Origin of the sequence: Bacillus sp. AP8 (assembly GCF_000321185.1) — a bacterium.
Taxonomy (GTDB): domain Bacteria; phylum Bacillota; class Bacilli; order Bacillales; family DSM-1321; genus Bacillus_AD; species Bacillus_AD massilioanorexius.
In genome coordinates this window covers 118,269-127,523 of record NZ_CAPG01000065.1, presented here as the reverse complement: position 1 = coordinate 127,523, position 9,255 = coordinate 118,269, and the positions used below count along the sequence as shown (strand labels likewise).

Sequence of the window (9,255 nt, the reverse complement as noted above, 5' to 3'; positions counted from 1 at the left end):
ATTTTTTGCTGAAACAACTTTTTAAATTATATCATTTAAGTTATTTGTTTGTCAATAACTTTTTTCATTGTTTTTCAAGTGACAACTTTTATATATTACCACTTCAAACAATTTCTGTCAACAAGTTTTTTATTACCTTGTCGACTTTTTATATTATATATGTAGTTTCGATACAAATCAACCCATTCACTTAAATTCAGAAAATTTAATTTTAAATAAGAGTTTTAAAGGAGAATCATTACGCAAATGATTCTCCTTTCACTATTTTCACATTCAAATATTTTTTAATAGGTTTCTATAATAAAAATATCTCTCTTTCTTTCTAAGTCTATCAATTCATCCGTTTCCTCTAAACGAATAAGTGGTCTCAATGGATTTCTAGAGTTCATATACATTACTTGTCCTATTAAACCATTTGATAATTTTACACGGGTTCCAATTGTTAATTGAACAGCACCAGCCATAAGTGCATTTAAAACATTCAAATCATATTTACCGAACTCATCTTGCTTAATGGTTTCTATGACTTTATATGATGATTGCTTTTTTCTATGTAATCTTTCACATGTCATAGCATGGAATACATCTGCAACAGCAAGTATTCTCGAAAACATATGTATATTAGAAGATTTTTCGCCTTTAGGGTAGCCTGATCCATCTAATCTTTCATGATGCTGCAAAATAGCAAGTATAACATCTTTCTTTAAAGTACTACTTTTTTGAAGCATACTAAATCCATACATTGGGTGTTTTTTGATTTCTAGAAATTCCTCAGAAGTTAATGGAGTTGGCTTTTCTAATATTTTTAATGGGACTCTAGCCATACCAGCATCACTTAAACAGCCAGCAAGCGCTACTTGGACAATATCACCTTTACTAAAGTTTAATTTCTTACCTAAGTATCCACATATTAATCCTACCGATATGGCATGATGATAGAAATATTCATCTTTAGAAGAATACTGATATAATGTAAAAATCTCCTTATCCGCTTTTAATGCCCTTTCAAGTAAAGGTACGAAAATTTTCCTAATTGCTGTTACATCTATATGTGCTCCAGCTTGCCAATATTTAAATAATTTTTGATAATCTTCTACTGCTTGTAAATACGCATCATGAAAGCTTATTTCAACAGAAACAACACTATCATTGTCTTCATTTTTTATTATTTCCTTTGGAATAAACCTTGTACCATCTGCTAGCGTATTAGCAACGCTAACCTCTCGAACTAAAAAAGCATGAAGTACGTCTAGTAAGTCTCCATCAATAATGGTGCTTTGTTTCACGATTGGATGATTCGTTTTTCCTAGAACATCTTTCGTTATAATGCATCCCTTTTGAAGATATTTAATATCAATCAACAATATTGCCACCCCTTTAACAGAGCCTTTTTTCCTATAGTATTATAATAATGCATTTATTTAGGTAACACTAGGTGAATTGTAAATAAATTTCAGAATTTTTACTTTCTGGTGTAATTTAGTAGTCTTAAAGGAAACAAAAAAGGCTTCTAAACGTCATAATCTTCGTTTAGAAGCCTTTTATTTTTTAAATCTTTATCATATTATGCTTTTACTCTTCACTAGCTGATGAATCTTCCTCAAGAATTTCTTCACTAGATTCTGAATGATCCTCTAGATTATCGTCATCAGTTTCTTCTTCTTTTTCAACAATACCAACAGTAGAAACGAATTCATTATCATTGTCACCTAGGCGAATCAGTTTAACACCTTGTGTATTTCTACCCGTTTGAGAGATTCCTTCAACGCCCATTCTAATTATTACACCAGCTGCTGTAATGATCATTAGATCCTCTTCACCACTAACTGGTTTAATAGCAACTAAAGTACCCGTTTTATCTGTAATATTACATGTTTTAATACCTTTACCGCCACGGCTTTGAATACGATATTCTTTTTCATCAGTTCTTTTACCGTATCCATTATGCGTTACTATTAGAATTTCTTCACCCTCGTTAATAAGGTCCATACCAATAACCTCATCACCATCTCGAAGGGTAATTCCTTTAACCCCTGTTGCAGTTCTTCCCATAGAACGAACATCTGTCTCTGGGAATCGAATCATCATTCCATTTTTAGTTCCAATGATAATATCTTTATTTCCGTCAGTTAACTTCACAGAAATTAACTCATCGCCTTCTTTTAACCCTAAAGCAATAAGTCCACTATTTCGGATATTTGCAAATGAAGTTAATGGTGATCGTTTAGATATTCCATCCTTTGTTGTGAAGAATAAATAATTATCTTCTTCAAACTTACTAACTGGAATAATAGCATTTACCCACTCACCTGGTTCTACTTCCAATAGGTTAATAATTGGTAAACCTTTAGCCGTACGACCGAATTCAGGAATTTCATATCCTTTTTTACGATATACTTTACCTTTATTCGTGAAATACAGAATAGTATCATGAGTACTTGTTGTTAAAAGATGTTCTACAAAATCATCTTCATTCGTACCCATACCTTGTATTCCTCGTCCTCCACGTTTTTGACTCTTATACGTAGAACTTGGTAGACGTTTAATATATCCTTTATGAGTTAAAGTAATAACGATATTTTCTTCTGGAATTAGATCTTCATCTTCAATACTTTCTAATCCAGTCATAACAATTTCTGTTCGTCTAGTATCGTTATAACGATCTTTTAGTTCCGTCAATTCTTCACGAATGATTTCTAATACTTTTTCTTCATCCGCTAAAATTGCTCTAAGTTCAGCAATTAACGCAACTAAAGCTTGGTATTCATTTTCAATTTTTTCTCGCTCTAAACCTGTTAATCTTTGTAATCGCATATCGAGAATAGCTTGTGCTTGTTTTTCAGAAAGTGCGAATTGTGTCATTAATCCTTCTTTCGCAATCTCTCCAGTCTCTGAACCACGGATTAGAGCAATAATTTGATCTAAATGATCTAAGGCTATACGTAATCCTTCTAAAATATGGGCTCTAGCCTCCGCTTTTCGCAGTTCAAATTCTGTTCTTCTACGAATTACAACTTTTTGATGATCAAGGTAATGAACCAAGCATTGCTTTAAATTAAGCACTTTTGGTTGTCCATTTACTAAAGCTAATAAATTGATTCCAAAGCTTGTTTGTAATGCTGTATGCTTGTAAAGATTATTCAATAATACATTTGCATTAGCGTCTCTGCGTAATTCCATTACAATACGCATACCTTTACGATCTGACTCATCTCGTAAATCTGTTATACCATCAATTTTCTTGTCACGAGCTAATTCAGCAATTTTTTCAACAAGCTTTGCTTTATTCACTTGATAAGGAATTTCCTTAACAATAATGCTCTGCTTACCATTAGATTTTTCTTCAATTTCAACCCTAGCTCGAAGAATAATAGAGCCTTTCCCCGTTTGATAAGCTTTACGAATTCCGCTACGTCCTAAAATAAGTCCAGCAGTTGGAAAATCTGGTCCTGGAATAATTTCCATTAATTCATCTATAGTTATATCTGGATTCTTAGTAATTGCTAGAACTCCATCAATTGTTTCTCCTAGCTGATGAGGTGGTATATTTGTTGCCATACCTACAGCAATACCAGATGAACCATTAACTAATAAATTTGGAAAACGTGAAGGTAATACAACTGGCTCTTTTTCTTCGCCGTCATAGTTATCTTGATAATCAATGGTATCCTTATTGATATCTCTTACTAATTCCATAGAGATTTTCGACATACGTGCTTCAGTATAACGCATCGCAGCAGCCGCATCACCATCTATGGAACCAAAGTTTCCATGGCCATCAACTAACGTATAACGATAATTAAAATCCTGTGCCATACGTACCATAGTAAAATAAACAGCTGAGTCACCGTGAGGGTGATATTTACCAATAACATCACCAACGATACGCGCTGATTTTTTATACGGTTTATCAGAAGTCATTCCTAAATCATTCATGGCATACAAAATACGTCTGTGTACCGGTTTTAAACCATCTCTCACATCTGGAAGGGCACGTGAAACAATAACACTCATTGAATAGTCAAGAAATGATGTACGCATTTCTTGACTTAAATTAATCTCTTTTACTCTAGATTCTGACATGGAGAAAACCTCCTTTTCAAAGCATTTGCTTATTTATTATTTTACTTATTTTCAAAGCATTTGCTTATTTATTATTTTACTTATTATGTAAAAGACAGGATAGATCTGTCATTCTATCCTGCTTCCTTTATATATCAAGATTCTTTACATATACTGCATTTTCTTCGATAAAGTTTCTTCTAGGTTCTACTTTATCACCCATTAAAATTTCAAACGTTTCATCTGCTTCAATCGCATCTTTCAATGCTACTTGCAGTAATGTTCGATTCTCAGGATCCATTGTAGTTTCCCAAAGCTGTTCAGGATTCATTTCTCCTAGACCTTTATATCTTTGAATATTTGGTTTTGGTTGTTCTGGTAATGAATTAATTATCTCTTCTAATTGTTTATCATTATAAGCATAATCAATTTTTTTACCTTGTGAAATTTTATATAATGGCGGTTGAGCAATATAAATATAACCGTGTTCAATCAAGCTACGCATGTATCGATAGAAGAATGTTAGTAGCAATGTACGGATATGCGCACCATCTACATCGGCATCAGTCATAATTACAATTTTATGATAGCGGGCCTTCGTAATATCAAATTCCTCTCCAATTCCTGTACCTAATGCAGTAATGATAGTTCGAATCTCAAGGTTCGATAAAATCTTGTCTAGTCTTGCTTTTTCAACGTTTAAAATTTTACCCTTTAGAGGTAGGATAGCTTGAAAGTGACGATCTCTTCCTTGTTTTGCTGATCCTCCCGCTGAATCACCCTCAACGATATAGAGTTCACTAATGGATGCATCTTTTGATGAACAATCTGCTAATTTTCCAGGAAGACTTGAAACCTCTAATGCTGATTTTCTACGAGTTAATTCTCTCGCTTTTTTAGCAGCCATTCTAGCTCTAGCCGCCATTAATCCTTTTTCGACAATTTTTCTTCCTACCGCAGGATTCTCAAGCATAAATTTTTCGAGTTTTTCAGAAAGAATAGAATCAGTAATTGTTCTTGCTTCGGTATTACCTAGCTTTGTTTTCGTTTGTCCCTCAAACTGAGGATCAGGATGCTTTACTGATATTATTCCAGTTAATCCTTCTCTAACATCGTCACCAGAAAGGTTCGGATCATTCTCTTTAATTAAACCTTGTTTACGAGCATAATCATTGATAACCCTAGTTAAAGCAGATTTAAAACCAGCTTCATGGGTTCCACCTTCATATGTGTGGATATTGTTAGCAAAAGAGTAAATATTACTTGTATATCCATCGTTATACTGTAACGCTACTTCTACTGTTATACCATCACGTTCACCCATAATAGAGATTGGCTCTTCATGAAGGACCTCTTTTGAACGATTTAAATGTTCAACATATGAAGTAATACCGCCTTCATAGTGATATTCATTCGAACGTTTTTGTTCACGATCATCCTTAATTGAAATTTTAATATTTCGGTTTAAGAACGCTAGTTCACGAAGACGTGTAGCTAAAGTATCATAATTGTACTCTAACGTTTCCGTAAAGATTTCACCATCTGGACAGAAATGAATAGTTGTACCATTAGTATCTGTTTCTCCAATTACTTTCAGGTCTGCACAAGGAACACCTTTTTCATATTTTTGATAATGTATCTTACCATCACGATGAACGAAAACTTCTAATTCTGTTGATAATGCATTTACAACAGAAGCACCTACACCATGCAATCCTCCAGAAACTTTGTAGCCTCCGCCACCAAATTTCCCACCAGCATGGAGAACCGTTAAAATAACCTCAACTGCTGGTCGACCCATTTTTTCTTGAATGCCGACTGGTATACCTCGTCCATTATCTTTTACAGTGATGCTATTATCACTTTCAATGATGACCTCGATATGATCACAAAATCCGGCTAATGCCTCATCTATACTATTATCAACAATCTCCCAAACTAGATGATGAAGTCCTTTTTCACTTGTTGAACCAATATACATTCCTGGGCGTTTTCGAACCGCTTCAAGACCTTCTAATACTTGTATCTGATTCGCATCATAATTTTCAATTTGATCTGTTTTTTGATCCATTGTCAATCCGTATCACCTGCACTTTTTATTTGAAATACACTGTGAGATTGCTTACATATCACTAATTGGATAATTTATTTTTCTAAGCTTTTATTAGAACGCTGCAATAGTGTAGCAGAAGAAAGAGTAGAAAAATATACTTTATCTGTTGTAATTACAATTGATTTATATGATTCCATTTCTTTATGTATTAAGAAATCGGTAGAAGCTTCGACAAATTCCTTTGTAATTCCTGAACCTTCAATGCTTTGATGGTCCAACACTGCAATTAAATCTTTAGATTTAACAACCTCATCCCTACCAATTTTGATGTACATCATTTCACCTCTATTTCACTTGCTTCATACTTCCATGGACAACTTCAAATGTAGATGCTTCTTGTAAGGTTATATGATCTATACCTTCTACGCTAGTTGTTGTGACAAACGTTTGAACTTTTCCCTGAATGGTGTTTAGAAGATGCGATTGTCGGTAATCATCTAACTCTGATAACACATCATCTAATAATAAAATGGGATATTCTCCAATTTCAGAATGAATTAGTTCAATCTCAGCCAATTTTAGCGATAAAGCCGTTGTTCTTTGTTGTCCTTGTGATCCAAAGGTTTGTACATCTCTGTCATTAACCATAAAAACCAAATCATCACGATGAGGCCCAAATAGAGAAACACCACGATCTATCTCTCTCTGTTTTATTTTAACAAATTTTTCTTTGTATTCTTCAACTATTTTCGACAAATCCATTGATTCTGATACATCTACAGAGGGTTTATAACGAATTTGTAAAGTCTCTAAATTTCGTGATATTCCTTTGTGAATTGGTTCTGCCCACTTTTGAAGAAGTGAAAGAAATTGAAATCTCTTCTCAATGATCTTAACTGCATACTGAATAAACTGTTCAGTTAGGATATCCAGCATTGCCAAGTCCGTTTGTTTCTTTGTTTGCAGCATTTTTAAGTAATGATTTCTTTGTTGTAATATTTTTTGAAATTGGGTGTACTCATATAAATAAATTGGGGATACTTGTCCAATCTCCATATCTATGAAACGTCTTCTCGTTTGTGGACTCCCTTTTACAAGATTTAAATCTTCTGGAGCAAACATAACAATATTCATATTCCCAACATACTGACTTAAACGTTGCTGCTCGATATGGTTGCACTTTGCTTTTTTGCCTTTTTTAGAAATAATTAATTCTAGGGGGACAGTTGTATTTCTTTTATGAATTCTACCTTCTATTTTAGCATACTCTTGATCCCAACGAATAAGATCTTTGTCATTTGTTGTTCGATGAGATTTAGCCATAGCTAAAACATAAATAGATTCCATAATGTTTGTTTTACCTTGAGCATTCTCACCCAAAATAACATTCACTTTATTTTCAAAATTTATTTCTAATGAATCATAATTTCTATAGTTCTTCACTTTTAGTGATTCAATATACATAAAATCGTTTCCTTTACTTTACTCCAGTTATAAGAAACTTACCGAATTCAGGTATCTCTATCATATCATTATTTCGCAGTTTTCGCCCTCTTCGAACATCTAGTTCTCCATTAACAAAAACTTCATGCTCACTTAAAAACCATTTAGCCATGCCACCGCTATCAATAATATCCGCAACTTGTAAAAACTGACCTAACGTAATATATTCAGTTGAAATTGAGATGTTTTTCATAAATACATACACTCTTTCTTTATCGTCTCTAGTACTTCATTTTACTAAAACATAGCTCAATACACAAAGGAAACTCTTTATTTATACTTCCTTAGCTAGTAAAAAAGCTGTTAGTAAGTACTAACAGCTTTTTATTTTAGTATGTTCTTACAGGAAGAATAAGTTGCAACATTGTATCATCATTTTCAGATTTAATAACAAATGGTCTCATCGCTCCAGTGAAACTAACTTGTATATCTGTTCCTTCTAACGCTCTTAAAGCATCCATCATAAATTTAGCGTTAAACGAAATTTTTAAATCTTCTCCTTCGATGCGCTCTGCTCGAACTTCTTCAACAACCTTTCCTATTTCAGGAATATTAGAAGAAATTTCTACTCCAGATTGGTCGATTGTCGACAATTTTACAATATTATTTTTACCTTCACCTAGTAATGATGCACGAACGATTGATTGTAAAAACTCTTTTGTGTTTAGAGTAATATCCGTTTTACTTTCTGATGGAATTAATCGAGAAGTATCAGGGTAATTTCCTTCTAACAATCTTGAGAAAAATAATAAATGTTTTGCCTTAAATAGAACTTGATTAGTTGTAATAACGATATTAACTAGATCTTGAGAATCATCAAGAATTTTACTTAATTCCGTTAAACTTTTTCCTGGAATCACCACATTATAACTTTCAGTCGTATTAGATTGTACCTTAGCTTTACGTAATGATAATCGATGACTATCTGTTGCAGTACAGATGATATCTCCGTTTTCAACCTTCCAGTTGACACCTGTCAAGATAGGTCGTGTTTCTGACGTGGACACTGCGTAAACAGTTTGTCTAATTAATGTTTTTAATAAATCTGTTGGAATACTAATTATGTTTTCTTCTTCGATTTGAGGAAGATGTGGATATTCTTCAGGATCTAAACCATTTAAATTAAATTCAGCTTTACCTGATCGAATAATCGTTTGGAACCCATTTTCAATACTAATTTCGACATCATCTAGTGGTAATTTTTTAACAATTTCATTGAAGTATTTCGCTTGTAGCACAATACTACCTGTTACTTTTACATCAACTAACTCATTTCCTTCTTCTTCTAGTGGAATAAAAGATTCAATAGAAATATCTGAATCACTACCTGTTAATGTAACACCTTCATGAGATGCTGTTATTTTTATACCTGTCAAAATAGGAATAGTTGTTCTAGATGCGACTGCTTTCATAACATCTTGTACACTTTGAACAAGTCGATCTCTTTGAATAATAAATTTCATAATGGGCCTCCTTATAAATTAGAGAATCTTATAATTATGTTTTTAAAAAAATAGTAATAGTAATAATAGGGCCTGTGGATTTGTGGATAACTTGTGAAACTCTAAGGAAAAACAGTCTATCCACATGTGGACAGACTGTGTATAAGCATCTATTTGTTATCAACAGAATTCAGT

7 protein-coding genes are annotated in these 9,255 nt (G+C 33.1%); all 7 read right to left on the bottom strand.

What is annotated here, in order from left to right; translation table 11 throughout:
- Positions 1-284 precede the first annotated feature (284 nt).
- The 7 genes from BN349_RS16350 to dnaN all read right to left on the bottom strand — a co-directional run bounded on the left by BN349_RS16350 (position 285) and on the right by dnaN (position 9,081).
- Positions 285-1,361 carry an HD-GYP domain-containing protein gene (locus BN349_RS16350; protein ID WP_019243410.1) on the bottom strand — a complete coding sequence of 359 codons (1,077 nt, stop codon included), beginning with the start codon at positions 1,359-1,361 and terminating at the stop codon, positions 285-287.
- Between the two features lie 211 nt (positions 1,362-1,572).
- Positions 1,573-4,083 carry a DNA gyrase subunit A gene (gene gyrA, locus BN349_RS16345; RefSeq protein WP_019243409.1) on the bottom strand — a complete coding sequence of 837 codons (2,511 nt, stop codon included), beginning with the start codon at positions 4,081-4,083 and terminating at the stop codon, positions 1,573-1,575.
- A gap of 127 nt (positions 4,084-4,210) precedes the next feature.
- Complete coding sequence (gyrB, locus tag BN349_RS16340) at positions 4,211-6,133, bottom strand: DNA topoisomerase (ATP-hydrolyzing) subunit B (protein ID WP_019243408.1); 1,923 nt, start codon at positions 6,131-6,133, stop codon at positions 4,211-4,213.
- Between the two features lie 74 nt (positions 6,134-6,207).
- Positions 6,208-6,453 carry an extracellular matrix regulator RemB gene (gene remB, locus BN349_RS16335; RefSeq protein ID WP_081591260.1) on the bottom strand — a complete coding sequence of 82 codons (246 nt, stop codon included), beginning with the start codon at positions 6,451-6,453 and terminating at the stop codon, positions 6,208-6,210.
- 7 nt (positions 6,454-6,460) lie between these two features.
- Positions 6,461-7,579, bottom strand: coding sequence for a DNA replication/repair protein RecF (gene recF / locus BN349_RS16330; RefSeq protein WP_019243406.1), 1,119 nt, complete (start codon positions 7,577-7,579; stop codon positions 6,461-6,463).
- A gap of 13 nt (positions 7,580-7,592) precedes the next feature.
- Positions 7,593-7,811, bottom strand: a complete 219-nt coding sequence (yaaA, locus tag BN349_RS16325) for a S4 domain-containing protein YaaA (RefSeq protein WP_019243405.1) — start codon at positions 7,809-7,811, stop codon at positions 7,593-7,595.
- A gap of 136 nt (positions 7,812-7,947) precedes the next feature.
- Entirely contained in the window at positions 7,948-9,081 is a 1,134-nt protein-coding gene (gene dnaN / locus BN349_RS16320; protein ID WP_019243404.1) for a DNA polymerase III subunit beta, read from the bottom strand.
- Positions 9,082-9,255: the final 174 nt, after the last annotated feature.